The following is a 25,684-nucleotide window of genomic DNA, read 5'->3' as shown; positions in this document are numbered from 1 at the left end:
AGGGAAAATTATGCACTTTTTTTGTCTGTATTTGTTACTATTGGCTTTTATTCCTGTAGTTAAAAAAGCCTCATGAAAGCAAAATCAACTCGTTCTAAATTACATCCGCACAATCAACACAAAAATGGTTACGATTTTAATTTGCTTACCTCGCAAACCCCTTCGTTAACTGCTTTTTTAATTACGACTCCAGCAGGTAATCAAAGTATTGATTTTAGTAATAACTTAGCTGTAAAAACCTTGAATCAGGCGCTATTAAAAAGTCATTACAACATTAACTTTTGGGACATTCCTGAGCACAACTTGTGCCCACCTATTCCAGGTAGAGTAGATTATATTCATTACTTAGCTGACTTACTCAGCGAAGATAATCAGCAGGTTATTCCCACTGGACGACAAATTAAAGTGCTTGATATAGGCACTGGCGCTAACTTAGTTTACCCGCTAACGGGCAATAGCGAATACCAATGGCATTTTACTGGCAGCGACATAGACTCTGCAGCAATAAAAATAGCCAAGCAGCTCGCTCAGTTCAATAATCTAAAAATAACGCTTAAACAACAAAAAAATCCCGAGCATATTTTTAAAGGGGTGATTAATGCGAAAGATTTGTATCATTTAACGATGTGTAACCCGCCATTTCACGCCAGTGCAGAAGAAGCCAGTAAAGGCAGTGAACGTAAATGGAAAAACTTAGGCAAAGCGCCTTCGCAAGCACTTAATTTTGGCGGACAAAGTAATGAGCTGTGGTGTGAAGGTGGTGAATTAGCATTCATTTCTAACATGATCAAAGAAAGCAGGGTTCACAGTGACCAAGTAATTTGGTTTACCTCGTTGGTTTCTAAAAAAGAAACTCTAGCAGCCTTAGAAGCACAGCTAAAACAACAGCCTATTAGTGAATTTAAAATTGTTGAAATGGCACAAGGGCAAAAAGTCAGTCGCTTTATTGCATGGAGCTATTTTGATAAAGCCACCCGAGAACAAATTTGTGAAGAATTAGTATAAAGCCACTTAAGGACACCCCATGATAGATTTTCGCTCAGATACAGTAACAAAACCGTGCAGCAAAATGCGGGATATTATGTATCATGCCCCCGTCGGCGACGACGTTTATGGCGATGATGAAAGTGTAAACCAATTAGAAGCTTATGCTCGATTACGTTTTAATGTGCAAGATGCACTTTTTTGTAGCTCAGGCACACAAACAAATCTGCTTGCATTAATGGCCCATTGTGAACGCGGCGACGAGTATATATGTGGCCAAAATGCTCATAACTACAAGTTTGAAGGCGGTGGCGCTGCCGTTTTAGGCTCTATTCAGCCACAGCCTATTGAAAATGAAGCCGATGGTAGTCTATGTTTTACTAAAATTGCTGCAGCAATTAAACCCGATGATAGCCACTTTGCAAAAACCCGCCTGTTAAGCCTTGAAAACACCATAGGTGGTAAAGTACTCGGTATTGATTATTTACTCAAAGCACGCGAATTTGTTAACCAACGTAACTTAGCACTGCATTTAGATGGCGCTCGCGCTTTTAATGCTGCTGCCGAGCTTAACGTTGATATTAAAGAAATAACCCAACATTTTGACTCTGTATCTATTTGCTTATCAAAAGGATTAGGTGCACCTGTTGGTTCATTATTGCTTGGTTCAACAGCATTGATAGCCAAAGCAAGACGCTGGCGAAAAGTGCTTGGCGGCGGTATGCGCCAAGCGGGTATATTAGCTGCTGCGGGGCAATATGCTTTAGAAAATAACACTCAACGTTTAGTCGATGACCACGCTAATGCACGTTATTTAGCAAAGCAGTTAAATAACGTGGCAGGTTTTAACGTAAACATGAGTAATACCACAAACATGGTTTACGCTACGTTTGATAACAGCATAAACATCACAAAACTAGCAGCAAATTTAAAAGCACAGGACATTGTGTTTAGCCCAAGTAAGCAACTTAGGCTAGTAACCCATTTAGGTATAACCAAAGCGGATATAGATACCTTTATAAAAGCCCTAACGGCCCATATTTAACGCGGCTTTATAATGTTTGCGGCACACCGATTCATAACGGTCGTTGCCGCCAATTTCTACTTGGTTGCCATCGGCAATAGCCTCGCCATTTTCATCGGTACGTAATACGTGATTTGCTTTACGCCCACAATGACACACCGTTTTAAGTTCTATTAACTTATCAGCCCAAGCAAGTAAATATTGCGAGCCGCTAAATAACTCTCCTCTAAAGTCGTTTCTTAAGCCGTAACACAATACGGGAATGCCTAATTCATCGACTACATCGGTTAACTGCATAACTTGATCTTTAGATAAAAACTGACATTCATCCACGAGTACACAATGGCGTTTTTTATCACTATTGAGCGATTTAATTAGCTCGTATACGTCTTTATCCGCATCATAAATATGTGCATCTGCTTGAAGGCCTATACGTGAGGATACTTTGCCCACTCCTGCTCTATCGTCAATGGCAGCGGTGAGGATCACCGGCTCCATACCGCGCTCTTTATAATTAAACGCTGATTGTAATAAAGTAGTTGATTTACCTGCATTCATTGCAGAGTAGTAAAAGTATAATTGCGCCATGGCCGTGCCTTCAAATAAAAAGTGCGCTTATGCTACCCTAAAGTGCAGAGAATACAAATTTGGAAACGCTATTTTATTTATTTTGCTTCATGCTCTAGTAACCATTGCTTGCGCTCTAAGCCACCAGCATAACCAGTTAGCTTTTTATTTGCACCAATGATGCGGTGACACGGCACAATAATACTGATTGGATTTTTGCCATTTGCAGCCCCCACCGCCCTCACTGCTTTAGGATTATTTAATTGTATGGCAATATCTTTATAGGTTGCCACTTTAGAAAACGGTACACTTTGTAATGCCTGCCATACGCTTTGCTGAAATGGCGTGCCGCTAGTATCAAGCTCTAAATCAAACTCAGTACGCGTATGAGCAAAATACTCATTAAGCTGCGCCACACAAGATAAAACATGTGAATTAGTCACCTTATTTAAAGGCGTACTGACATAACTGGTCGGTGGATAAAACCCCACATAACTAATACCGTTTTCAGTTGCCTGAATAATAATATCGTCAATCGGGCTGGGTAAACTGGTTTGCACTATCATAATTGCTGCCAAAGTTGAAAAGTTAAGTAAGATCGAAATGGTGCACAGTTCGCAGATTCAAACGAGCTTGCTGCCGCTTGGGCTTTTTTAACCCCTAAATCGCCATCAAGTAAAATATCGGGTTGGCTTTGACCGCGCAGTTTTGCGTAATTAACCGTCCAAGGGCCAATTCCTTTTAAAGTAAGCCATTGGTCTAAATCATCCTCCTTGGGGTGAATAGCACAAAATTCAGCGAGATTATGCAGTGCATTTTTACGTGCCTGCGGCATTTTAAAAAAAGCAAAATCACTACCTGCCACTACTTCAGGTGTTGGAAAGTACACCTTTCCCTCTTGTTGCTCCGAAAGCTGTTGCACTAATTGAGTCACTAAATTATGCGCCGCAGTTACACTCACCTGCTGACCTAACACAGCGCGAATACCCGCTTCAAAGGTTGACCAAATACCCGGTAACCTTAAGCCTTTAGTAAGTGGAAATGCATTATTAATGTGTTCGCTTAAATGCGCCTCAATTAAATAAGTATCTGCATCTAAATCAAGTACACGGCGAATGTTGTTAATAACTGGCTGTAAATATTGCGTATTATCTATATCAATTTGCACCCGAAAATGATGTTTATCTGCAATAAATTCAGCATTAAAGCGGCCTCTACACGATTTATAAGTAAAAGTACGCCCATAACTGGTTGGCGTTAACCACTCTATTGGCTCTATAAGTCGTTTTGCTAAAAACCCATGCAATGCTTGCCAGTTATATGGCGGACGAAAAGGCAAAGTTAAGGTGAGCCCAAGATCAGTTGAGTGCTTGGCGGTTCTGAGCGCTGAGGGCGCGATATTAAGTTGTTTTAAAAAAGCATCATTGAATCGTCGCACACTTTTAAAGCCGGAAGCAAACGCTATCTCGGTAAGCGGTAAGCTGGTTTCTTGAATCAATTTTTTTGCAAAATGGCATTGATTAAATAACCGATATTGAGTTACTGAAAGACCAAAATATTGAGAAAAAAGCCGCCTTAAATAGCGGCTGCTTATTCCTAAACGCGCAGCAAGTACTTCACAATCACACTCGTGATATTGATCAATTAACTGCTTAGCACGCAATGCAGTGGTTTGTGATCCCAGCCAAGCAGCACTACCTGGTGCGCTATCGGGCCTGCAACGAATACAAGGCCTAAACCCGGCTTGCGCTGCAGAGTGCGCAAACTGATAGTAGGTTACATTTTTTTCATGCGCAGTGGGCGCGGGGCAAATTGGCCGACAATAAATACCTGTGGTTTTTACCGCTACATAAAAAAGCCCATCAAAACGCGCATCGCGGCTCTGACGCGCTTTTTGCCAATGCTGATTAACCATAAATTGCTCTTATAAATTATGTAGCGCTTAGCTTAACAAAAACTAGGTATATTACTGGCCATATTCGGTACTAATCTTTGTTTGCAAAATCAATCAATGCTTGGCCCGTTAAGCGATATATAATCCATTCATTTTGTGGCTCAGCACCCATGCTATTATAAAAATCAATCGCGGGTTTATTCCAATCAAGCACTACCCACTCAAAGCGGCCACAGTCTTTGCTTATTGCTCTGTTTGCCAGCTCTTTCATGATAGCTTTACCGGCACCATTTCCACGGCTATCTGGGCTAACATATAAATCTTCTAAATAGAGACCATTTTTACCTAACCAAGTAGAGTAGTTGTAAAAATACACCGCAAAACCAATCGGCTCACCATCTTGTAAACAAATTAAACTATGCGCTGTTGCGCCGTCGCAAAACAGTGTATCTAAAATTGCTTGTTCATCTGTTTTAACTGCATCTGGCTCTTTTTCGTAAATGGCAAGCTCATTAATAAAATGCAGAATTGTTTTTGCATCACTTGGCTGTGCATCGCGAATTTCTATTGCTGTGTTCATTGTTATTAACCCTTCAAAACGACTTTTATGCCTATTAAATTTAAAATAAAAAGTGCCTAAATAATTATGATAACTTAAGCCATTAATACAATTATTTATACCCTAGCATATCGTTTTTATATTCAATACGTAACTATCACGGGCTTATTTAAATTTAGCCATTAAGATATCTAAAAAACAAATTAAAACAGCGCTTTTATAAATCGTAAAAAGTTGTCATTATGAGTAAAAAGTAAAGCAATAAGGGAGTTTAACTAAAATGGGTCATGGTCACTCACACAGTCACGTTGATGATAACCAAAGTGATAAACAGCTCACTCTTGCCGTATTTATAAATGTTTTACTGACTGCAGTGCAAGTTGTTGGTGGCGTATTTTCTGGTAGCCTTTCATTAATTGCCGATGCATTACATAACCTAAGTGATGCGGCCTCTATATTTATTGCCCTCGTTGCCCGAAAAATTGGCAATAAACAGGCTGATACAACCCATCATTTTGGCTACAAACGCGCAGAAATACTAGCAACCCTTTTTAATAGCACTACGTTAATAGTCATCGGGGGTTATTTAATTTTTGAAGCCATAAATGGTTATTTAAACCCCCAACCAATTAACGGTTGGATTATTGTATGGGTTGCCGCAGTAGCGCTACTCGTTGATTTAGTCACTGCGTTATTAACCTTTAAAGCCGGCGCTAAAAATAACATGAATATAAAGGCGGCGTTTATTCATAATGTATCTGATGCAATGGCATCAATAGTCGTTATTATTGCCGGTACTTTAATCATTTTATACCAGTGGTATGTAGTTGATTTAATAGCGACTATTTTAATATCACTGTACGTTATTTATCATGGTATATTATTACTTAAAGCCAGCTGCAGCATTTTAATGCAAGCAGCACCCATTGATTTTGATCAGCAACTTATAAGCAAGAAATTACTGCAACAGTTTGCTATTACGCAAATAAAATCCATAAAAGCGTGGCAACTGGACGATACTACCACTCACTGTGAAATTGTGATGCAAACAGATACCCCTATTGAGCTTAATGCCATAAAACACTATTTACATGATGAATTTGCAATTGAACACTGCGTAATTGAGTGTTGTTCACCTTAGTTTGATTATACAAATTACTTTGTAATTAAAGCTAATCGCATCTTTATTTTTATGCCTTGTGCAACAAAACGCAGAAGGCCTGCTAACAATAATCAACTGCCGTTACGAGCATCTATTTTAACGCAACGTTATATTTGACCCCCTATAGCTTGCAATAGCATACACGCAAATAAAAACAATTATCATTAACCTTGCGTTTACTTTAAATTACTCTTAATATTGCGCCCATCATTAATACAACTAAAACCATTCAAACGAAGGACCCGCATGTTTAAAACATCTCTGAGCTTAATAGCATTAATAGTCAGTGGCGCCAGTATTGCAGACGAATCAACGATCCAAAGAAATTTAAATCAAACAGAAATGGAGCACGTTATTGTTTCGGGTAGTCGTGTTTTTGAAAGTATTGATGAGGTCCCTGCTTCCATAACTATTATTAGTCAAAAGCAAATAGAAGCGCATTTAAAAGTTAATCCAGAATTACAAAGCCTTTTAGCACAAATGGTTCCCGGCCTTGCTCCAGATACTGGAAGCTCAAGTAATTCAGGACAAACTTTACGCGGGCGTGCCCCACTGATCATGATTGATGGCGTGCCACAGTCAACGCCACTGCGTAACGGATCATTAGGGGTAAAAACCTTAGATCCAAGCGCAATAGGTCGAATAGAAGTCATAAAAGGAGCAACGTCAATTTATGGTAACGGCGCATCAGGCGGAATTATTAACTATATTACCAAGCAAGCACAAAGCGATGGGCAAACCCAAGGTGAAATAAGCTTATCGAGTCGTTTTAGTGCGGTAAAACTTGAAGAAAGCGCAGGCGCAAGGTTATCTGCAGCATTGAATGGTCGTGCAGATAAATTTAGCTACTTAGTAACTGCAAGCTATGAAGAAAACGGTGTACAACGCGATTCGCAAGGCGATATTCTCGGTTTACAATATGGTTTATCTGATGCCGTTACACAAAATTACTTCACTAAGCTTGGCTATGACTTTGATGATGAAAAGCAACTCCAATTTAGTTATAACTACTTCAGTTCACAACAAAAAACCGACTTAGGCGATGTTGTTGGTGATATGAGCCTAGGAGAAAAAACCTACGCCATTCATGTGCCGTCAGAATTACAAAAGCAAGGTAAACCACAAGGGCCAGAAGGCAACGAAAATATAACCTTAAAATACACCGACTACGCACTGCTTGAAAACACACAAATGACGTTAGACCTCTATACGCAAGATATAGAAAATGTGTTTTTCTTCTCTCCAAACCTTGCCAATCCGGATGAGAATTATCAAGGTGGTCAATCAGTTATAAGTTCAGAAAAAAAAGGCGCCAGAGCAACTTTTAATACCCAGGTAGACTTTGACTCAGTTGAAGCGTCATTCATTTACGGAATTGATGCGTTAAATGATGTAACTGCACAACCGCTGGTTGATGGGCGTGTTTGGGTGCCAGAAATGGACATGAAAAGTGTCGCGGGCTTTTTACAAACTAAGTGGGTTATTGCTAATGACTTAATAATAAAGGCCGGTGTACGCAAAGAAAATATCGACCTTAGCGTAGATGATTATCGCACGCTTAAATTATGTAAAACGGCCACGCAATGCTCTGTGCCAATTAGCGTAAAAGGCGACACGGTTGATTACAATGCTACGACCTATAACGTGGGCATTAAATACAATCTAGATGAAAAATTCAGCCCCTTTTTAAACTACTCACAGGGATCTGATATATCAGATATTGGCCGCCTACTTCGCTCTGCCACAGTAAATGATATAGGCCTTATTCAAACACAAGCTTCAATTATCGATAATTATGAAATTGGTTTTAATTCTCAATTTGATGCAGTTCGTTTAGAAGTCGCAGCATATCGAAGCACCTCTGAGCTTGGCACTACAAACAAATTTAATGAAGTAACGGGTGTTTATGAACCGGTTAGAGCACCTCAAGAAATTTGGGGTTATGAAGCCTTAGTAGACTACACCATAAGCCCATCCCTTAAATTGCTGGCAACTTATAGTTATGTAGAAGGTAAAAATACTGAAGCAGATATATACTTAGGCTCTAAGCAAATCAGCCCACCAAAAGCCACAGCCAATCTTAACTGGCAACCTACGGATACCCTGTCACTAACATTAAGTTACTTGTATGTGGGTGATAGAAAGCGCTTTGAGCCTAATGATAATGGTAAATATGTTGGCGATCAGGGACCTGTCGATAACTACACGGTTTTTAATTTAAGTGGTCAGTATCAGTTTGCAGACAACTGGAAAAGTTTTATCGGGATAGAAAACCTATTTAACCAAGACTACTTCCCTGCCCGTGCGCAATCTTACACCTATGGTGGATACAACATTAAAGGTTTAGGTACAACGGCCACAGTGGGTGTTACTTATCAATTTTGATCACTTACGCGTTCATACTTTTACGGTATGAACGCGCTTATACCCTCAACTAACTTGCTGATCTAAAATACAAATAACAACCTGTCCGTTTATTAACCAGCAATGCAAACTTAAACGAGAATCAAACTCAATATTAACCATATGATTTATAAGTAAATTACTTGCAATTCTGTGCCTATATACTAGACTAGCCACAATTAGAATTTTTAGGATAAGCGCTATGAAAGGTAATCAAAAAGTAATCGACGCCTTCAATACATTGTTAGCTAACGAATTAGCTGCTATTGACCAGTATTTTATTCATTCTCGTATGTACGACGATTGGGGCTTAAACAAACTTTATGAGCGTCTTAACCATGAAATGGAAGAAGAAAAAGATCACGCTGATTGGCTAATCAAGCGTATTCTTTTTTTAGAAGGCGTACCAAACATGACTAAACGTCGTGATCTGTTAATTGGTGACGATGTAAAAAGCATGATGCAAAACGACTTAACCTTAGAACTTGAAGTGGTTGAGTGTGTTAAAGACGTTATTGCTATCTGTGAACAACAGCAAGATTATCAATCTCGTGAAATTTTAGAAAAGCTATTATTTGATACCGAAGAAGATCACGTCTACTGGTTAGAGCAACAACTGGGTCTGATTGACAAAATTGGCACTCAAAACTATCACCAAGCTCAAATGGGCGAATAAGGACTTATATTATGAAAGGCGATAAAGACGTTATTGCAGCACTAAATAAAGTACTTGCTAATGAGCTTGTGGGTATTAACCAATACTTTTTACATGCACGCATGTTTAAAGATTTTGGTTTTAGTAAACTAGACAAAGCTGATTACAAAGTATCGATACAAAAAATGAAAAACGCCGATCGTTTAATTGAGCGTATTTTATTTTTAGAAGGCCTGCCTAACCTTCAAGATTTAGGACGCTTACGCATTGGTGAAAACAGCGAAGAAATGATTGCCGCTAACATGAGCTTTGAACTTGATACAGTAGATGAGCTACGCACAGCCATTAAGCTAGCTGAGAGTAAAAAAGATTACATTAGCCGCGAAGCGCTCGATAACATTTTAAATGAGCAAGAAGAGCAAATTGATTGGCTAGAAACACAGCAACTGCTGATCAAAAACACTGGGCTTGAAAACTACTTACAATCGCAACTGTAAGTTAAAGTTATAAATACAAAAAAAGCAGCTAAGGCTGCTTTTTTTATGTTTAATTTTTAAATGTTATACCAATTCGTTTAGGTAGGCCTATTTATGTAGATTACTATTAAGCCACTTGATCGGTTATATCTGCAATTTGAATCAGTTTACGATTGAGGATCTTTTTAGTACAACAACAACACTTACCGCATTGGCTGCCCACTTTAAGCTCTTTAGTTAGCTCGCGCATGGTAGTAGCACCATCGTCGATGGTTTGCTCAATTTTTTTATCGGTCACACCGTGACAAAGACAAACATACATGAATACAAACAACTCTCAATTTCATTTAGTGGGTTTATATTAATCTAAACGAAAATAGTTATCAATTGGTTTTTTATAAAATTTGAATTTTTTGCATTTTTTTTGGCCAGCGCCACTTAAGTTGAGAATTCGCGGCAGATTGAGAATTGTTTTAATTTCATTCGAAGTATGGCACTTAAATTGAGATTTATTAACTAAAGTCTCACCTTGAATTTGAGTAGGATTAGGTAAATAGTTGAATGATTAAAATGAATTACATTAAGTCTGAAGAAGCCTTAATGTATAAATACAGGATTAGTGCGTGGGCTATTTCCGGTTTGTGCCATGAGCGGTCATTGGTAACGCCCGCAACACCGGACATTTTGGAGTGCAACGAAAAATTGTTCCGAGTGCTTGCGTTTGTTATAAATATTCAGAAAACTGTCTTTATGACTTTTTCAACGCCCTCTACCAACTCCAGAACATCCTCCTTAGTCGGATCCCTATCTTTGCTATGGTCACACAAATTCCTGATGTCCCCTAAATGCTGTATAAAGCGCCATTTAGGTGTATCTATGATTTCATTTTCTTTAAGCAACTGATAAAAGTCCGAAATAGATGGGTACTTTTTTCGTGACTTCAAACCATGCATAGAGCAAACATGACCAAGATGCTTTTCTAATACAACTCCTGCAACAGCGCCAGCTCCTCGAACGAAACCTTTTTTGGCGAGATCTCTTGCAGAATCAAGTTCAGAGTCATAAATATCGGCTTGCAAAACCTCTTTTATGTCGAACAGGCTACTTTCAAAACGTTTTTCTACTGCGGCCAAAATGGAATTTTGATTCTGCATCTTAGGAACAGCAGCGGTTCCATCTGCAATGGTTTTTGTTTCGCCGTAACTCGTTCGCGTAGTTTGCAATCCTAGCAAATAATCCGATATTGCGTACGTAAGGAAGTCGATCTCTTTTCTTTTTTCGTCTTTATACTGCTTTATGAAATCGTTAGATCGATCTGGCAGAAGCTGTTTAATAATTGCTAATGATTCGGAATACCAAGAGTCATATTCCTTTTTAAAGTCAGGAAGTTTTATTTTCTTTTCCTTTAAGTCTTCCTTGAAATCATCAGGGAGTCCCTGAACATCATCGATCATCGAAAGATAAAGACGATTTCCCTGCAATATAAGAGCATCCAACTCTTTCTTCATACTATCTTTATCTGAAGCCATAAGTCTCCCCTATTTTATAACGCTTGCCTAACCGGCGCAAAATAGCAGGCTAAACTTAGCGACAAAGGAGTGCAAGCCTGCTATTTTGCGTCCTTTGGTTGAGGCACTTGTTATACGATTTGCCACTCGGTTCCATTCCATTTGTAAATATATGTACTTGATGTTGTTTCATTCATAAGTACATATTGATATGAGACTTTTAGTTTATAGTTTTGCAGGTTTTTGAGCACAGCTGATGGAATACCGTTCTCTTTTAGATAAGTTTTAGTGGGAAAGCTACGATTTCTATCATCGCCAGGACAAAGGTTAGTTTCAGAGGAAAACAATCTATCAATATTCAAGCTTTCTTGGTCATTGAAAAGTTCTACTCTAAGTTTTAAAGACCTACATTCATTAGCGCTAAGGTTTGCATATCTAATAATTGTTTGGTGTTCTGTTTCCTGACTACCATTAACCAGACATTGAGAATTTAAAACTTGCAACAACAGCTTCGGTTTTTGACTTTCTTTGAAGACAGATAAATTAATGAAGTACCCATAGACAACAAATGTTGCTGAAATTAGCCCTCCACAAGCTGTCGCTATGTATACAAATAGTGTTAGTTTTTCATTTATAGTTAAGCTTTGGCAATTTATCCATAAAGCAGACAAAAAACTAACTAATATCAATAACGTTGAAAGTCCTAATGGTATCTTCATACTATCCCTATCGTATAACAATTTAATAGTGCGCTCATCGCGCATATTTCTGCCGACTTAACGCTCATTTATCTACTTTATATAGTTTTAACAAATTACCTAAGGCATTACTATCACTAAGTTTTCTAAATTTTTTAGGTAAAGTTAAATGAACCAATATGCGGGCAGCGCTCATTTTCATGAATATATGCGCAAAGAGCAGTTTAACCAATCAATTAACGACGATATTCAGCCAGTCTCGATGACCGATTATCGCTCATACCCGAATTCTTTTGTAGCGAGCTAAGCTTAAACTCCATAAACACCGGAGTACAACTAAGCGTTTGGCATTGGTTTCTAAAAAATATGTTAATCCGCGCTACTTAGTTCTCATAAAATTATAATGGAGCTGTATCAATATTGATTTGATAAGGCTTACTGACAAAGTCAGCCATTTTTATACACTCCTTAACTGCAAATCCTCGTCCTTTGTAGCTTGCGAAAGCAACGTGAGTATTATCAGTTAACACTGCATATAATCTATAGTTATGTGTGTAGCCTTTTCTTGGTATAGCTTTAAAACCTTTAATATCTGATAATTTATAAACACGTTTAAAAATAGTATATAAACTACTAGACTTTAATTCCAAGGTTTGTTTTGCGAGATCAAAACGACATAGATAGCCACCAAACGAGCCACTCCACCCTAACCAGCATATAAACCCAGATACCCATATCGGTAATGATTTTGCTTCATCAGAATTAAACACATTAATTAGTCCGATAAATAAAAAGAAACCACACAACAAAACTAGCAATAATCTAGTTAACCTTGGTTGTCGATAAATAGCTAGCTCACTAGATAGTTCTTTAAAATACATTACAGCACTCCGTATTTAACTAAGCCGGCAATGGCTGTAAAAACAAAAAATGGAAGGGATAGTTTTATTAGCGATTTGCGATCCCATATTTCAATGAAAACAAGATCCTCTCTATTAAAATCTACATCTTCCAGATGAGAGTTTGAATTAGCTTTTGTACTATCATGAGCAATTTGTGGTGAAATATCTAATTCGCTTTGAGCAAACCTTATCGGCGTTTTATTTGGCCAATCCGATATTGTTTCAGCAGCAATAATATTATATTTTTTATATAAAAACGAAATGAACATCTTAGCATCTGTATACTGATTAAATTCATATAACTGATCAACAAACTTAATTTGATAAGGGCCTTGCGCGCCTATACTACTTAATTCAAATGATAGTGTATCAAACGATGTAATAACTTTACTTCTTTGAAAGTAACCCCATAATGCGGTTTTTAAATTAAGCTGTTTTTCTGTCCCGTTAAACTCTAAGCGGCTCTTTTGACCAAAAAGCAATATAGATACTCCTAAAAAGAAGCTTGCCGAAGTCGCGAAGAAAATACTTTCCCCTCCTTCGCTTGCAACGGTCATCACGATGCTAATAATTCCAGGAATAAGCATAATAAACGCAAAAATTTTGCTTGTCATTTCGCGTCTTGAGGGCATTGTTGTATTACCACTTTGATCTGTTTTGAGAACTTTTTTTACAAGCTTGGATAGATTGTTATATTCCATTACTTCAACCTTAAAAGTTAATTATTACCTTATTTACATTAACATAAAGTAGCTAAGTAAACCTTATCTCACGATACTCATATCGTTCCTTATACAGGAGCAAAATTACTATTTACAATACAGTAGTTAGTTCAAGTCAGGAAAATCTTAAATGCATTTGATATAAAAAGGTTACCGTCCGGTTAACGCTTTCAAAAACAGAATATATTTCGATAACTACCTTTGAAGCACTAGAAACGGAAGTTTACTCCCGTTTTGTACTTTAAGATTATAAGCTGGTGTCTAGTGAAAGCTGGGAAGTCTACATCGAACACATCTGTATTAGTGCTCATCCGAAGATATGGAATCCAGTTTGCAACCTTTCGACGATCGCGACCAAGCCTATTCCCATTACCACACCTATGAGAAGCACTCCGAAAACAAGACACACATAGAGCAATGTCCAAGCTCTGGTAGTTTTTGACCCCGCCTGCTCTTCGGAGGTCTTATCGGAACATCGGTAGATTTGACTCAAACTTCTTTCCACCCCAAGAACGGTGCCACCGATCACTCCAAAAAGTAGTGCGACCGCGAAAGTGAGGACCCGATACTCCGCATTAGCAAAGCCATCCCACAAAAGAATAGCGCCGTTGGTCCAAGCTAATACAGTGCAACCCCATGAAGTAAGTTGATAAACAATTGTTAGTCTTTGAGTCATTAATTACTCATTTTTTTGGATTGTCTGCCTAACGCTGCGTTAAGTGGTGAAGAACGCTAACCACCATACCTAACCCACTATATCTTAAACACTAAATTAAACTTGAACTGAGATCGCCAAGTGTTGTGAATCCGCCTTAACGCTTTGTTATAGCGATTTACTTTAGACTTGCTTGGATTATCAGTAACTCAATTTCATGGTCCGATGTATTAACCAAACCATGGGTGCCAAAACGTTTATTAACTATCATATCTCCTGAGGCCACTTTTCTGTCCTCTCCTTCAATGGTCATAGTGCCTTCACCTTTCAAAATAATGTACATTTCTTCGTCATCTCCGTGAGAATGCTCTCCCATAGAACTTCCAGGTGGCATAACGACACGGATGGCAAAATCCCAAGCACCATCGAAATCTTTACGTCTGAATGCACGATAGATGTCTATTGAACCTTGTCCATCATGGCTATTTTCGTCGACTTCTTTATCGCAAGTGTAGAAATTACGTATCATCTTTTCCGAATTCCTTTTTGATTATTTTCCAAAGTTCAACTGAGCGCCATAACAACTTTATCAGAGGGTACTTTCCCTATAGTGGCGCAAAAAGTCCTTATTTTATGAACTTATATTAATAGCAAATATTGTAAGCTATTGCCAAATATAAACATTATGCTTTCTGTAGTTTATATAAATATGTAAAAAACAGGAAAGTTTCCCCTTATTCTTACTCGGTTAATGACGGCTCACCTGAAAAATCGGTTATCGCTCTAAGCGGCACTTCAATCACAACAAAATTTGCTTGGCATCTATCAAACAATGGCAAGCTTACCTTTCCTTCTATTTACAGTAACAATAATTAAAATTGATTGGACTATGCGAGTAAAAGCCTTTTTAGATGACCAGTCGTTAATAACTTAAAACACATAAGAGTTATTAAGCTAAATAATTTTTTATAAAAATTCAGTAAAATTTTTTTTCCAGATTATACTTTTTTATTATTGCTGTAATTTTGGACAACTATGTTAAACAATTATTCTGTGCGTACCCGTTTAGCAGTGCTTGCATTGCTACCAATTATGATTTTTTTAATTACATCGTTTTTTTCAATAAACACAATGGGAAGGTTAGTAGCAGGGATTGATAGTTTATACGACGACCGTGTCGTACCACTTAAACAAATTAAACATGTGTCAGATAATTACGCTGTAAATATTGTTGATTTACTTCACAAGTATCGTGCTGACTCTATTACCAAGTCAGAGCTCTTAGCAAATATTAATCAGGCTAGAAATACGGCTGATAATGAATGGAAAGCTTACTTAAGCACACAGTTAACAGCTGAAGAAAAGCGCTTGGTAGATAACGTTGAAAATAAACTAAAGCCTGTGCTCGTGCATTTGAATAATTTAATTGTAAGTATTAATAGTGGTGAATTTTTATCACTACCACAAAATCAATTTGTTTATGAGCTTTACCAACTCTTTGATCCGCTTAGTGCAAGTTACCAGGCTTTGATTGATTTGCAGCTTAAAGAAGCGAGTGACTTTAGAGTTAAAGCTGATGAAAATTATCAATTTATAAAATTTATAATGAGTGTGACAATCGCGATATTAATTTTACTTCTACTGATTGTTGCCTACTTTATTTACTGCTCGATACAAAACCCATTAATGTCATTACGCGATACCATAACGGATATTGCAACCAATGCTGATTTAACAGCTCGTGCTAAGGTTCAGGGTAAAGATGAGATTGCAGATACCGCATCTAACTTTAATGATATGTTACTTCGGATCCAAGATTTAGTAAAAGATATGGCAGGCGCAACACTAACGCTTGCTTCGGCAGCTGAAGAAATGAACTCTATTAGTATTCAAGTAGCCAGTACAGCAACCCAGCAAGAGCAACAATCAGCTATGATTGCAACTGCAATTACCCAAATGAGTAGTGCAATAGAACAAGTTGCTCAAAACGCGCAAATAACCTCTGATAAAGCCACAAGTGCTGACATAAAAGCAGGCCAAGGTCAGCAAGCTGTTGCTGATAATATCGAGTCAATAAATACACTTTCAACTTTGGTTAATACAAATACGCAGCTTATTACAGATCTAAATACACAAACCAATGATATAAACCAAGTTGTGATGATGATCCAAAGTGTTGCTGAGCAAACTAACTTGTTAGCCTTAAACGCAGCCATTGAAGCAGCAAGAGCTGGCGACTCAGGTCGAGGTTTTGCCGTTGTAGCCGATGAGGTAAGACAACTTGCCCACAATACTCAAAAAGCAACCGCTAGCATTAATGAAATGATCACAAAACTACAAGGCATGGCTCAGCAAGCTGTTAATGCGATGGGTAACGCTGAAAGCAGCGCTAAAGAGAGTGTTGACCACGCTAATTATTCTTCACAGGTACTCAGCGAAATTAACCAAGAAGTTACCGAAATTGCAGATATGAATACTCAAATATCAACCGCAACTCAGGAGCAAAAAATGGTCGCAAATGAACTAAGCAGCAATATTAATGAGTTTAGCGCGAGTATTACTTCTGTTAGCGAAAGCTCACAACAAAATGCTCAAGCTTCGCAAGAACTCGCACAGCTTGCGGCAATGCTACAAGGACAAGTTAATGTATTTAAAGTTTAGTTGCTTTAATTTTGAGGCATATTAGCGCTTATACTTTAAATAAAAACCTTATATGCCATCATTTAAATGATTAAATGATGGCATATTGGTTACTTTAAGCGCTAGTTTTATTAGACAATATAGTTATCCAATCACTGGGGTTTGAAAGTATAAACTGATATGAGCTGCCATCTTGCGTGAAAACCTCTATCGCATCAGCCGTTATTGGAATAAGGCCTGCGCCCTTACCTTTACATTCAACCACTTTTAAAATTGTATCACGGGCAATTGTATATGGTTCTAACCCTAACTTTTCATTAAAAGGTTCAAAATTTAAGTCGGTTTGCGTAATCCAAAACTTTCCGTCCGCTTTCATAACTCCATTTTGAATGGTTGCCATTGTTGATTTAACGACAGTTGATTGCATATTTAAATTCCTTTACACGTGCATATAATTTCAAATTGTTCAACTTCCTTCTGTTTATTATTACAGCTGACTTGATAGCTCAAAGCAAGTTTATTTGTGCACTAACGCCACAAAGCCACCTTTTAAATTTAAAAGTTACCCGCATATATTTACCTGCTTTAAACTTTGTGGAATAATCGCTGCCCTCTTAGGGGAGTAGCCCGCTCAGTAATGAGTAAACTTATCAACATAATTGCACCTCATGTGCATGGTAAGTTTGTAATGTTGTAGCAAGCGTTATCGGCGAGACCTAGGTAGACACTATCCTCATGGCGGGAGATAGCTGTTTGCCTTGGTTTAGTATTCCCGCCTGAAGATTATATTAATGGATATTTTTTTAACCTCTACCGTCACTGTTGCCCTTGCTGAAATAGGCGATAAAACCCAGCTTTTATCTTTACTATTAGCTGCTCGCTTTCATAATAAAATTGCACTTATTTTAGGCATTCTCGCTGCTACTATTATTAATCATGGTTTATCTGCCTGGTTTGGTGATTGGCTGAGCGGAAACTTTGCCGTGGAATACTTACCTTGGATAGTTAATATAAGCTTTATTGTGGTAGGGCTGTGGCTACTTATTCCAGATAAAGATGAAGAAGTGAGCCATAAATACGACCGCTATGGTGCATTTTTAGTAGCCTTAATCTTATTTTTTATTGCTGAAATTGGCGACAAAACACAAATAGCGACTGTATTATTGGGTGCACAATATCAATCTGTTTTATGGGTAACAATTGGTACAACCCTTGGTATGCTAATCGCCAATGTCCCGATTATTTATGCCGGTAAGGCGCTACTAAAAAGAATTCCATTAAATACCGTTAGAGCGATAGCCGCCACTGTGTTTGTATTACTTGGTGTTTATGGCTTAGTAACCATTATGTAATTAAGTAACCTGAATTTTGGATAATAAGTCTTTTAGCCAGCGTTCAGGTTAAGTCATTTACAACAAAAAACGCTTACCTAAAGTAGGTAAGCGTTAAAAAAGCATTAGCACATATCATAAATAGAAATAAGCGAGCTATTATGCTCGGTTAATGCAATAACACCCTTTTGTATCGGCAATTAACAATGATGAGTTAAAACCAGCTTGTAGATTACTTATCATGATCTCTACAAACCCGCTACCTTGAGAGCATGCCAGCCCTTCAGATAAAGGCCCTGCATAAACAAACTCACCATTTTTATCAATTAAAACCGCGGCTGGTGTAGCCGGAACCACTGACTTTAGTTGGCTATTGAGTTTAAATGTTTGTACCTCAACGCCCTGATTTTTCGCAAACCGCTGTAAAGATGATAGGTGTGGTTTAGCTTGTATAGTACATCCACATTTATCTTCTGTAATAATAAGTAGTTGAGCACTATCTTTGTTTTGCCAAACCACCTGTTCTTTAAATTGCGAAAACCAATTGTGTCGTTCCAGCATTTTATTTTCATCAAAAGGCTTTAATTGGCCAAGTTGAAAATACACTAAACCCGACACAACAACGACAAGCCACACACCAATTAAAGCAACAATAAAATAGCGCTTATTAGTTAAATTTTGCAATGCTTTGCTCTAACACATCAATACTAACATCAATCATTTGTACCTTGGCGGTAAGTTGATCAACAATTTTTCCATCTTCATGTTGGCGTTGACGCATTTGATCTGTGCTTATTGCAATTTGCTCGGTATTGCCTGCCTGCTCAGCAACTACTTGTGCAACCGAATTAGAGCTTGTGGATACAGCCTGTATCTGCTCGCTCATTGACGAGATATTCTCTTTCATAGTGGCACTAATTTTCGTAAGATCTACAACAAAATCAACACATTGATTCATAGATTGTGTTGAAGTGCGGCTGTTATTCACTAAATCTGTTAACGTAGATGCTATTTTTGCTGTTGTTTTCTGGCTGTTATTCGCTAAAGAACGAACCTCATCTGCAACGACAGCAAAACCACGACCATGCTCGCCCGCTCTGGCTGCTTCAATTGCAGCATTGAGTGCTAGCAAGTTAGTTTGATCCGCTATACCTGATATTTCATTCAACAAACCTGTAATTACATCACCAGCTGCCACCAAATGACTTAGCTGCTCTTCTGTATTGGTTAGTAATGTGAGCAACTCCTTGCTCTTACTGTCTGTTTGTAATACTTCTTGCAAAGCTACATGAGCAGAATCGGTGATATTGCTAACTTGCTGCTTTAAAATATCACTCTCTTGCTCAACCAGTTTAAAACCGTGGGCTACTTGTGAACCTGAATTGGCAATATCATCGGTTTGTATATTTCGGTGCTTAGCACTGTCTGCCAACTCATCATGCACATTAATAAGTTCTTGAGAATTATTTTTTAATGAATCGGATTGAGTTTGAACCTGTTTTATAACATCCGACAAGTATTCTAGTAGCGTATTAAAGCCTACTACTGCACTGCTATTGGTATCATCAGCTCGCATTGAGAGCTTTACTTGCTCTGGATCTTGCATTATTTGCTCTGTGGCATGGCTTAACGACAAACCTGCACGACGTTCGCGTTGTAATGTTACTGCAATAAAACCAGCAACAAGGGCTTCTACAATGGCATAAGCTGCGTGAATAAGCACAGTTGAAAAAGCGAGTCGGTCGGGATCAAATACATAAAACCCCGTGTTTTGCGTTTGTAAATAGTAAAAAGATAAATGATGAACAGCAACAAATACAATCGCCGTAATAAATACTCGCCACTCAACAAACATTATTAACATGGCTAAGAAAATAAATATTTCAAAATGCACTTCAATAAGCCCATAAGCTTGCTGAATATGCAAAAATGAAAACATCATAATAGCGGCAGCTACCACGTGCGGTGTAATTTTATTCTCAGGTTGGGTTTTTAATAACCATATAGGGAGCAAGCACAGGGGCAAGCCGACCAAAAACGCCTCTGTTAATGTATCAAAATAAAGGCCTATACCAATAGACTCGACAAACAATAAACAGAATATGATTGTAAACAATCGGCTCACACTAGACATAAAAACCTTAATTAATTTTGTAATAAATTAAACACGCTTATTGCTAATATAACCTTTAACAACTCGCAATTTTTTATTTTAAATCAAGCCCAGCATTACTAATTCAGGTTGATTTAAAAATGTTTTTAATGCGCTACTTAACAATTGATAGTATTTGTTTAAAAGTAGACGTCCCTGCTTTTTTTGTCCATTGAAATATTATTGTCTCTGCACATGATACTACTGCACCGGCTTGACGAAGCTGCTCAACCGCAATGGCTTTATGATCTGCATTTCTTGAGGCTATTGCATCTGTAGCAACAGTTACTGCATAACCTTGTTGTAGTAAATCTAAACAGGTTTGTAATACACAAACATGTGCTTCTGTACCAATAACAACCACATGAGGGCGCTGTAATTGCGAAAGAGTATCTAAAAACCCCTCTTCGGCGCAGGCACTAAAATTTATTTTTTCGATATATTGCGCGTTTGGTAAAGCTTGCTTAATTTTCTCATCACTTTCACCTAGTCCTTTTTTATAATGCTCTGTAATTATTGAAGGAATTTGATGAATAGCACTTGCATTTGCAAGCTGTAAAGCACACTCTAAGGTCGTATTAAATGAAGATATAGCTGGTGCTAGTTTGCTTTGTAAGTCGATTACTAAAAGTACGCTGTGCTCTGAGTTGATATTTTCTCTAAAATTCATTTGTAGTCCTTTCATTTTAGTTAAATTGACTTTTAACACCCACAAGCGGGCAACAATTAATTCACACTCATAGTGCTTTTTGTAATTTTTAAATTAAACTCATGTTATATTACAGCAATTCTAAATACCAACCTTGGCAATTAAAAAAGGTAAGTGCTTTTGAGTAAGTTTTTCTTCGTTGTTTACATATTTTTATTAGTTTGCATGCAGCAGAGCTTTGCCTCACAAACTTACTCTGAACAATTACAACGCGTATCCAAAAACGAACAATTGGCGCAAAGCTTTGTTGTAAAATCTGTCCAAGATGATATTGGCTATGTGTGGATTGCAACTACACAGGGGCTATTTCGGTTCGACGGCTATCAAGTTACGCCTTACGAAAACCAAACAGATTTAAAAAACAACTACATTATTAATATGTACAAAACCAATAACGGTAGCATACTTGTAAGCACACAACTTGCAGGTAGCTATTTAATTGATCCAAGTAGCTTAAAGGCTAAACAAATATACTCAGGTCATTTAAACCAAGACCAAGAAAAATACTCTCCCGTTATTGCAGTGGTTGAGGAGCTTACACACTTTTATTTTTCTATTGATTCGCACGTATACCGGTTTGATAAAAAATCAAAACAATTAACACTCGTCGCATCTTTGCCTGATGAAAATATGTTTATCCGTGCATTGTCACTTTATCAAAACACCTTATATATAGGTTCCGATCAGGGCCTGTATAACTACAGTTTTAGCAATAACGAACTCCAACAAACAACACTTAGCGACACACAAAAAGTTACTAACGATAGTAACAACGTAAAATTTTTATCAGTAGACCAAGAATTTGGGTTGATGGTTGGTACGGTTGAGGGAATGTATCGGATTGCTTATGATGAAAATAAAAATATAAACCCTACTGCAGTATCAACACTTATTAGTGACTATAATATTTGGGATTATGTAAACACACCCTATGGTGAGTTTATTGCTACAGAAAATGGTTTATTTGAGTTTGATAGAGCAACCTTAAAGCTCACTGCTATTTTAAACTTCAAAGATAGTAGCTACAACATTACAGAAAACACCATCAACGATATTATGTTTGATGAATCCGGTTTGTTATGGCTTGGCTCACGAACTCACGGGGTATTAACGTGGGCAGCACAAACTAAGAAGTTTAAAAGAATTACACTGCCTGAAAATAATATTGTAAATGTTATATATCAAGATATGCAGCAATTGCTCTGGATAGGCACTGACGATGGACTTGTTCGTTATAACTCAAAAACGAAAACGAGTGATTTATTTTTACAATCTAAAGATAACAAAGCAGCTTATGGTTTATCTGCAATTGGTGATATTTTTCCTGCCAACAATAAAGGTGAGAACTATCTTTGGCTAGCTACTTTTTTTGGACTCGAGCTTTTTAACAAAGAAACGGGAACATTTGAACAAAACAAATTTATCACCGAGCATAATCTAAATACTGACTATTTATTTGGTATTACTCAGGTAGCGCCCGATAAGTTTGCTTATATCAATAATGATAACTTTTATATATTTGACGGTAACTCTGGTGAAAATAGGGTTATAAAAGGCTTAAAAGAGCTTGTATCGCCCTTACAAGCTTACGCATTCCATACCCCTTCAGCGATGTTCCCTGGCGAGCTACTTTTAAGTACCTCTGATACTTTTTATAGGTATAACGAAGCAACGGGCACTTTAACTGCTATTTTTAAATCTAAAACGGCAAAAAAGAACCTGTACCATACGGTCGAGAATTATTACTACGATGCAAAACGAAAACTACTGTGGTTAGCTACAACACAAGAAGGCTTAATTGCCGTTAACGCTGAAACATACGAGCAAGTTCATACTTTTAATAAAAACAATTCATTAAATACTAACTCTATTTTTGAGCTTATTGCCGATGATAATGATTTTTTATGGGTTAGTTCTGACAACGGACTGTATAAACTTAATTTAGATTCATTAAACGTAACAACTTATACAATAAAAGATGGCCTAAGTAGCAATCATTTTACTGCACTTGCAGCACTTAAATTGCAAAATAATGAACTCGTGTTTGGTAATCGTAGCGGTGTACTTCAGTTTGACCCCGATCAATTTAAGAGTAAACAACAAAACACCCAAAGCAAGTTAGCAATTACCAATATCAATTTATTTTCAGAGACGCTCAATTATACACCTGAAAAATATCGTAATGAACCGTTAAAACTAAAGCATGATGATATGGGGTTAACGGTTCGGTTTTCTAATTTTGACTATAAAAATATAAGTAAGACCTTCTACCGAGTAGAGCTTACTGGCCCCTCATCATTGAGCTATAACGATTTAAAATCTAACCAGGTGTTTTTTACTAAATTACAACCTGGTGATTATGTATTATCAGTATCAACTCAGCAGCGTAATGGAGTCGTTACTAGCGAACCTGTAAGGCTTAAATTTAGCGTCGCCTATGCACCTTGGCAGTCTCCTCTCGCTTATGCATGCTACTTCCTTGCTGTGACCATAATTCTGTTTTTATTTTTTTGGCAATACCGTAGCCGTAAAATAGCAATTGAGCGCGCCCACCGTGCAGCTATTCACTCTAAAACTCAAACTGAGCTCGCACTAAAAAGCAATAAAAGTGGTGTTTGGAACTATAGCTTTGCAGACAATACTGTAAACACAGCTAGAGGTATGGAGTTAGGCTTTGAAGACTTGCCTGAGCGCATTGATATACAAAGCTTTTTTAATATTATGCATCCTGATGAGCGCCGCAGAATACAAAGCAAGTGGGATACATTTATAAAACAGACTCAGTCGCAAGACTGGCAAGCGACTTACCGGTTACGCCACAAAGATGGTCATTGGTTGTGGTTTCATGACTTAGGGCAAATTATTTATAATCAAGACACTAAAAAGCCTGAGTATGTATCTGGTATTTTTACTAACATTACTGAGCAGTTAGCAAACGAACAGCAAGCAAAAATACTCGGTGAAGCATTTAGCCAAATCAATGACTTTTTACTTATCCTAGACGAAAATCTAATGCCTTTTTCAGCTAATAATAGCTTTATGGAGGTATTTTCTGATGATGGTGATGAGGGAGCTGTTACCTCAGAGCTATTTGTTAAAGCCATTGGGCAAACCAAATGTAAAGAGTTTGCAGCCACATTAAAGGCACTGCAACCCAAAGAGAATTGGCGAACAAATGCCTATGTTAATACTACAAAAGCACAGCAGCATCCTATTCATTTAAGTGCCACAGCTGTCGCTAATGAAGAAGGTAAAGTTGGCTATTATGTTATTGTTATAACAGATTTAACCGAACAAAAGCGTGCTGAGAATGAGCTACGTTATTTGGCCAACTATGATGCGTTAACCGGGCTACCTAATCGTAGTTTAATGAATCAAAAAATTGAAAATGCCATTACAAAAGCCGCTAAAAACGACTTGCAATGTGCGGTTATATTTATAGATTTAGATAAGTTCAAACCTGTAAATGATTCGTTTGGACATGCCGTGGGCGATAAATTACTGTGCAACATTACCGAGCGAGTTGGCTCATATCTGGGCGACCATGCGACCTTTGGCCGTCAAAGTGGTGATGAATTTTTAGTATTAATCGAGAACATTACCTCTATGTCTTCACTGCAGCATACACTTAACGAAATGAGTAGTGAGCTGGCAAGTAAAGTTATTATTGAAGACTTTTCTATTAATATATCTGCCAGTATTGGTATTGCCTTGTACCCCCATGATGCAAACTCAACAGATGCTTTAATACGTAATGCAGATATCGCTATGATGCATGCAAAACAAGCAGGTCGAAATGGATTTCAGTTCTTTAATGAAAAAATGAATGAGCAAATCAAACAAAAGCTTATCCTTGAAAATGACTTAAAAGACGCAGCAAAAGATAATCAGTTTTTTAACCATTACCAGCCAGTAGTTAATACAAAAGATAAAACAATAAGTGGTGTTGAATTATTGATGCGCTGGGAAAACCAAGGAAAACTAATCTCTCCGGCTTTATTTATACCGGTAGCAGAAGAAACTGGCTTAATTGATATGCTTACAGAGCAAGCATTGCAACGTGCAATTACAGAGCTTGCGCCTATTCTTAGCATTAACCCACTGTTTTATATTTCGTTAAATGTATCACCAAAACATATTTTAAAGGCTAATATAACCCAGCGACTGAGCGCTATACTTGAAAAAGCCAATATCAAGCCACAGCAAATACGTCTTGAAATTACAGAAAACACGCTGTTAGAAGATAAGCACAAAGCAGCTAAACAACTTAAAAGTCTTCAAGCTGCAGGGTTTAAGCTGTTTCTAGATGATTTTGGTACTGGCTATTCATCACTCACTTATTTGAGCCAATTTCCAATTAACGTAATAAAAATTGACCAAAGTTTTGTAAATAGTATCGGCATAGATAAAGGTGACGAATCGATTATTAAAACAATTTACTCGCTTGCTGAAAACTTAGAGCTATATTGTATTGCTGAAGGGGTAGAGACGCGGGAGCAACTAGATTTTTTAACGAACATAGGTTGTCATAAGCTACAGGGCTACTACTTCGCACGCCCTATGAGTGCTAGCGATTTAATGAGCCCTGCATGCTTTGAAAAGATTATTAATTTAATATAAACCTAAAAACAGCTTAACTAAGT

Annotated in this window: 24 protein-coding genes and 1 riboswitch; of the genes, 10 read left to right on the top strand and 14 right to left on the bottom strand. The window is 37.6% G+C overall.

The window, feature by feature from the left end; all coding sequences use genetic code 11:
* Positions 1 to 72 precede the first annotated feature (72 nt).
* Positions 73 to 1,005 carry a 23S rRNA (adenine(1618)-N(6))-methyltransferase RlmF gene (rlmF, locus tag CWB75_RS06525; protein ID WP_138570188.1) on the top strand — a complete coding sequence of 311 codons (933 nt, stop codon included), beginning with the start codon at positions 73 to 75 and terminating at the stop codon, positions 1,003 to 1,005.
* 19 nt (positions 1,006 to 1,024) lie between these two features.
* The gene (ltaE, locus tag CWB75_RS06520; protein WP_138570187.1) at positions 1,025 to 2,029 is read left to right on the top strand and encodes a low-specificity L-threonine aldolase; all 1,005 of its coding nucleotides are present in this window, start codon (positions 1,025 to 1,027) and stop codon (positions 2,027 to 2,029) included.
* On the opposite strand, the gene CWB75_RS06515 is transcribed toward ltaE, so the two are convergent.
* The 4 genes from CWB75_RS06515 to CWB75_RS06500 form a co-directional block, all read right to left on the bottom strand.
* Positions 2,012 to 2,596 (bottom strand): thymidine kinase, encoded by a 585-nt coding sequence (locus CWB75_RS06515; RefSeq protein WP_008112278.1) that lies wholly within the window; start codon positions 2,594 to 2,596, stop codon positions 2,012 to 2,014. The genes ltaE and CWB75_RS06515 overlap by 18 nt on opposite strands.
* A gap of 77 nt (positions 2,597 to 2,673) precedes the next feature.
* Positions 2,674 to 3,141 carry a methylated-DNA--[protein]-cysteine S-methyltransferase gene (locus CWB75_RS06510; RefSeq protein WP_138570186.1) on the bottom strand — a complete coding sequence of 156 codons (468 nt, stop codon included), beginning with the start codon at positions 3,139 to 3,141 and terminating at the stop codon, positions 2,674 to 2,676.
* Entirely contained in the window at positions 3,138 to 4,490 is a 1,353-nt protein-coding gene (locus CWB75_RS06505; protein ID WP_109875204.1) for a DNA-3-methyladenine glycosylase 2 family protein, read from the bottom strand. Before CWB75_RS06505 ends, CWB75_RS06510 begins: the two co-directional genes overlap by 4 nt.
* 70 nt (positions 4,491 to 4,560) lie before the next feature.
* Positions 4,561 to 5,049, bottom strand: coding sequence for a GNAT family N-acetyltransferase (locus tag CWB75_RS06500; protein WP_138570185.1), 489 nt, complete (start codon positions 5,047 to 5,049; stop codon positions 4,561 to 4,563).
* A 259-nt stretch (positions 5,050 to 5,308) separates the two neighbouring features.
* On the opposite strand from CWB75_RS06500, the gene CWB75_RS06495 reads away from it, so the two are divergent.
* The 4 genes from CWB75_RS06495 to bfr (CWB75_RS06480) all read left to right on the top strand — a co-directional run bounded on the left by CWB75_RS06495 (position 5,309) and on the right by bfr (CWB75_RS06480) (position 9,745).
* On the top strand, positions 5,309 to 6,169 hold the full coding sequence (locus CWB75_RS06495; protein WP_138570184.1) for a cation diffusion facilitator family transporter: 861 nt from the start codon (positions 5,309 to 5,311) through the stop codon (positions 6,167 to 6,169).
* 267 nt (positions 6,170 to 6,436) lie between these two features.
* Entirely contained in the window at positions 6,437 to 8,575 is a 2,139-nt protein-coding gene (locus CWB75_RS06490; RefSeq protein WP_138570183.1) for a TonB-dependent receptor, read from the top strand.
* Between the two features lie 220 nt (positions 8,576 to 8,795).
* Positions 8,796 to 9,269 carry a bacterioferritin gene (gene bfr, locus CWB75_RS06485; RefSeq protein WP_054201288.1) on the top strand — a complete coding sequence of 158 codons (474 nt, stop codon included), beginning with the start codon at positions 8,796 to 8,798 and terminating at the stop codon, positions 9,267 to 9,269.
* Positions 9,270 to 9,280: 11 nt separating this feature from the next.
* Positions 9,281 to 9,745: a bacterioferritin gene (gene bfr / locus CWB75_RS06480; protein ID WP_036955020.1), complete on the top strand. Its 465-nt coding sequence runs from the start codon at positions 9,281 to 9,283 to the stop codon at positions 9,743 to 9,745.
* 106 nt (positions 9,746 to 9,851) lie between these two features.
* On the opposite strand, the gene CWB75_RS06475 is transcribed toward bfr (CWB75_RS06480), so the two are convergent.
* From CWB75_RS06475 to CWB75_RS06465, 3 genes are all read right to left on the bottom strand, one after another.
* Positions 9,852 to 10,046 (bottom strand): (2Fe-2S)-binding protein, encoded by a 195-nt coding sequence (locus tag CWB75_RS06475; protein ID WP_010389142.1) that lies wholly within the window; start codon positions 10,044 to 10,046, stop codon positions 9,852 to 9,854.
* Between the two features lie 412 nt (positions 10,047 to 10,458).
* A complete protein-coding gene (locus CWB75_RS06470) occupies positions 10,459 to 11,253 on the bottom strand; it encodes a hypothetical protein (protein ID WP_138570182.1) in 795 nt (264 codons plus the stop codon).
* A 110-nt stretch (positions 11,254 to 11,363) separates the two neighbouring features.
* Positions 11,364 to 11,951 (bottom strand): hypothetical protein, encoded by a 588-nt coding sequence (locus tag CWB75_RS06465; RefSeq protein ID WP_138570181.1) that lies wholly within the window; start codon positions 11,949 to 11,951, stop codon positions 11,364 to 11,366.
* 148 nt (positions 11,952 to 12,099) lie between these two features.
* Here CWB75_RS06465 and CWB75_RS19070 point away from each other — a divergent pair, with 148 nt between their 5' ends.
* On the top strand, positions 12,100 to 12,237 hold the full coding sequence (locus tag CWB75_RS19070) for a hypothetical protein (protein ID WP_161781326.1): 138 nt from the start codon (positions 12,100 to 12,102) through the stop codon (positions 12,235 to 12,237).
* A gap of 91 nt (positions 12,238 to 12,328) precedes the next feature.
* On the opposite strand, the gene CWB75_RS06460 is transcribed toward CWB75_RS19070, so the two are convergent.
* The 3 genes from CWB75_RS06460 to CWB75_RS19130 all read right to left on the bottom strand — a co-directional run bounded on the left by CWB75_RS06460 (position 12,329) and on the right by CWB75_RS19130 (position 14,603).
* Positions 12,329 to 12,811 carry a hypothetical protein gene (locus CWB75_RS06460; RefSeq protein ID WP_138570180.1) on the bottom strand — a complete coding sequence of 161 codons (483 nt, stop codon included), beginning with the start codon at positions 12,809 to 12,811 and terminating at the stop codon, positions 12,329 to 12,331.
* On the bottom strand, positions 12,811 to 13,533 hold the full coding sequence (locus CWB75_RS06455; protein ID WP_138570179.1) for a hypothetical protein: 723 nt from the start codon (positions 13,531 to 13,533) through the stop codon (positions 12,811 to 12,813). Before CWB75_RS06455 ends, CWB75_RS06460 begins: the two co-directional genes overlap by 1 nt.
* 854 nt (positions 13,534 to 14,387) lie before the next feature.
* Positions 14,388 to 14,603, bottom strand: a complete 216-nt coding sequence (locus tag CWB75_RS19130) for a cupin domain-containing protein (RefSeq protein WP_283234841.1) — start codon at positions 14,601 to 14,603, stop codon at positions 14,388 to 14,390.
* Between the two features lie 641 nt (positions 14,604 to 15,244).
* Here CWB75_RS19130 and CWB75_RS06445 point away from each other — a divergent pair.
* Positions 15,245 to 16,870, top strand: a complete 1,626-nt coding sequence (locus CWB75_RS06445; protein ID WP_138570177.1) for a methyl-accepting chemotaxis protein — start codon at positions 15,245 to 15,247, stop codon at positions 16,868 to 16,870.
* 94 nt (positions 16,871 to 16,964) lie between these two features.
* Here the strand turns inward: CWB75_RS06445 and CWB75_RS06440 are convergent, their stop codons facing one another.
* Positions 16,965 to 17,276: a hypothetical protein gene (locus CWB75_RS06440; RefSeq protein WP_075169946.1), complete on the bottom strand. Its 312-nt coding sequence runs from the start codon at positions 17,274 to 17,276 to the stop codon at positions 16,965 to 16,967.
* 178 nt (positions 17,277 to 17,454) lie between these two features.
* Positions 17,455 to 17,557, top strand: a riboswitch (yybP-ykoY riboswitch).
* An 83-nt stretch (positions 17,558 to 17,640) separates the two neighbouring features.
* Here CWB75_RS06440 and CWB75_RS06435 point away from each other — a divergent pair.
* Positions 17,641 to 18,201 (top strand): TMEM165/GDT1 family protein, encoded by a 561-nt coding sequence (locus CWB75_RS06435; RefSeq protein ID WP_075169947.1) that lies wholly within the window; start codon positions 17,641 to 17,643, stop codon positions 18,199 to 18,201.
* A gap of 138 nt (positions 18,202 to 18,339) precedes the next feature.
* Here the strand turns inward: CWB75_RS06435 and CWB75_RS06430 are convergent, their stop codons facing one another.
* The 3 genes from CWB75_RS06430 to CWB75_RS06420 form a co-directional block, all read right to left on the bottom strand.
* Positions 18,340 to 18,864, bottom strand: a complete 525-nt coding sequence (locus tag CWB75_RS06430; RefSeq protein WP_010389166.1) for a DUF6436 domain-containing protein — start codon at positions 18,862 to 18,864, stop codon at positions 18,340 to 18,342.
* Positions 18,848 to 20,314 (bottom strand): methyl-accepting chemotaxis protein, encoded by a 1,467-nt coding sequence (locus CWB75_RS06425; RefSeq protein ID WP_138570176.1) that lies wholly within the window; start codon positions 20,312 to 20,314, stop codon positions 18,848 to 18,850. The genes CWB75_RS06430 and CWB75_RS06425 overlap by 17 nt, the downstream gene beginning before the upstream one ends.
* A 133-nt stretch (positions 20,315 to 20,447) precedes the next feature.
* A complete protein-coding gene (locus CWB75_RS06420; RefSeq protein ID WP_054201297.1) occupies positions 20,448 to 21,002 on the bottom strand; it encodes an isochorismatase family protein in 555 nt (184 codons plus the stop codon).
* 159 nt (positions 21,003 to 21,161) lie between these two features.
* Between CWB75_RS06420 and CWB75_RS06415 the strand changes: the two genes are divergently transcribed.
* The gene (locus CWB75_RS06415; RefSeq protein WP_138570175.1) at positions 21,162 to 25,661 is read left to right on the top strand and encodes an EAL domain-containing protein; all 4,500 of its coding nucleotides are present in this window, start codon (positions 21,162 to 21,164) and stop codon (positions 25,659 to 25,661) included.
* Positions 25,662 to 25,684: the final 23 nt, after the last annotated feature.

The sequence above is a fragment of the Pseudoalteromonas sp. S1608 genome (genome assembly GCF_005887265.1).
Taxonomy (GTDB): Bacteria; Pseudomonadota; Gammaproteobacteria; order Enterobacterales; family Alteromonadaceae; genus Pseudoalteromonas; species Pseudoalteromonas undina.
The sequence above is the reverse complement of the archived record's forward strand: the minus strand, read 5'-3'. Positions and strand labels throughout refer to the sequence as shown.

Bases quoted from the DNA above. Each gene is read 5' to 3' on its own strand.
- CWB75_RS06440 (WP_075169946.1), bottom strand. From the start codon at position 17,276: ATGCAATCAACTGTCGTTAAATCAACAATGGCAACCATTCAAAATGGA.
- CWB75_RS06475 (WP_010389142.1), bottom strand. From the start codon at position 10,046: ATGTATGTTTGTCTTTGTCACGGTGTGACCGATAAAAAAATTGAGCAA.
- CWB75_RS06505 (WP_109875204.1), bottom strand. From the start codon at position 4,490: ATGGTTAATCAGCATTGGCAAAAAGCGCGTCAGAGCCGCGATGCGCGT.
- ltaE (WP_138570187.1), top strand. From the start codon at position 1,025: ATGATAGATTTTCGCTCAGATACAGTAACAAAACCGTGCAGCAAAATG.
- CWB75_RS19130 (WP_283234841.1), bottom strand. From the start codon at position 14,603: ATGCCACCTGGAAGTTCTATGGGAGAGCATTCTCACGGAGATGACGAA.
- CWB75_RS06470 (WP_138570182.1), bottom strand. From the start codon at position 11,253: ATGGCTTCAGATAAAGATAGTATGAAGAAAGAGTTGGATGCTCTTATA.
- CWB75_RS06490 (WP_138570183.1), top strand. From the start codon at position 6,437: ATGTTTAAAACATCTCTGAGCTTAATAGCATTAATAGTCAGTGGCGCC.
- CWB75_RS06455 (WP_138570179.1), bottom strand. From the start codon at position 13,533: ATGGAATATAACAATCTATCCAAGCTTGTAAAAAAAGTTCTCAAAACA.
- bfr (WP_054201288.1), top strand. From the start codon at position 8,796: ATGAAAGGTAATCAAAAAGTAATCGACGCCTTCAATACATTGTTAGCT.
- CWB75_RS06500 (WP_138570185.1), bottom strand. From the start codon at position 5,049: ATGAACACAGCAATAGAAATTCGCGATGCACAGCCAAGTGATGCAAAA.
- bfr (WP_036955020.1), top strand. From the start codon at position 9,281: ATGAAAGGCGATAAAGACGTTATTGCAGCACTAAATAAAGTACTTGCT.
- CWB75_RS06425 (WP_138570176.1), bottom strand. From the start codon at position 20,314: ATGTCTAGTGTGAGCCGATTGTTTACAATCATATTCTGTTTATTGTTT.
- CWB75_RS19070 (WP_161781326.1), top strand. From the start codon at position 12,100: ATGAACCAATATGCGGGCAGCGCTCATTTTCATGAATATATGCGCAAA.
- CWB75_RS06465 (WP_138570181.1), bottom strand. From the start codon at position 11,951: ATGAAGATACCATTAGGACTTTCAACGTTATTGATATTAGTTAGTTTT.
- CWB75_RS06445 (WP_138570177.1), top strand. From the start codon at position 15,245: ATGTTAAACAATTATTCTGTGCGTACCCGTTTAGCAGTGCTTGCATTG.
- CWB75_RS06435 (WP_075169947.1), top strand. From the start codon at position 17,641: ATGGATATTTTTTTAACCTCTACCGTCACTGTTGCCCTTGCTGAAATA.
- CWB75_RS06515 (WP_008112278.1), bottom strand. From the start codon at position 2,596: ATGGCGCAATTATACTTTTACTACTCTGCAATGAATGCAGGTAAATCA.
- CWB75_RS06460 (WP_138570180.1), bottom strand. From the start codon at position 12,811: ATGTATTTTAAAGAACTATCTAGTGAGCTAGCTATTTATCGACAACCA.
- CWB75_RS06510 (WP_138570186.1), bottom strand. From the start codon at position 3,141: ATGATAGTGCAAACCAGTTTACCCAGCCCGATTGACGATATTATTATT.
- CWB75_RS06420 (WP_054201297.1), bottom strand. From the start codon at position 21,002: ATGAATTTTAGAGAAAATATCAACTCAGAGCACAGCGTACTTTTAGTA.
- rlmF (WP_138570188.1), top strand. From the start codon at position 73: ATGAAAGCAAAATCAACTCGTTCTAAATTACATCCGCACAATCAACAC.
- CWB75_RS06495 (WP_138570184.1), top strand. From the start codon at position 5,309: ATGGGTCATGGTCACTCACACAGTCACGTTGATGATAACCAAAGTGAT.